The organism is Paraburkholderia sp. SIMBA_027 (assembly GCF_046535315.1).
GTDB lineage: Bacteria > Pseudomonadota > Gammaproteobacteria > Burkholderiales > Burkholderiaceae > Paraburkholderia > Paraburkholderia tropica.
In genome coordinates, this window is sequence record NZ_JAWRWY010001425.1 from 1 (window position 1) to 243 (window position 243).

General features: G+C 65.0%; 1 protein-coding gene. It reads right to left on the reverse strand.

Annotation, left to right across the window (positions count from 1 at the left end; translation table 11 throughout):
• Nucleotides 1-34 precede the first annotated feature (34 nt).
• On the reverse strand, nt 35-243 hold a 209-nt coding region (locus SB764_RS43890), incomplete at its 5' end, for a hypothetical protein (protein ID WP_410867295.1).

Here is a 243-nt window from a genome sequence, read left to right on the forward strand (position 1 = left end):
CCCGGACCAAGCCGGGCGTTTCGTTGTGCAGACCTTATTCGGCCGCTTCGGCGTAGTCTTCGAGCGGCGGGCAGGTGCAGATCAGGTTGCGGTCGCCGAAGACGTTATCGACGCGGTTAACCGGCGACCAGTATTTGTCGACGCGGAAGGCGCCGGGCGGGAAGCAGGCCTGTTCGCGCGAATAGGGGCGATCCCATTCGCCGACCAGGTCTTCGACCGTGTGCGGGGCGTTCTTCAGCGGGT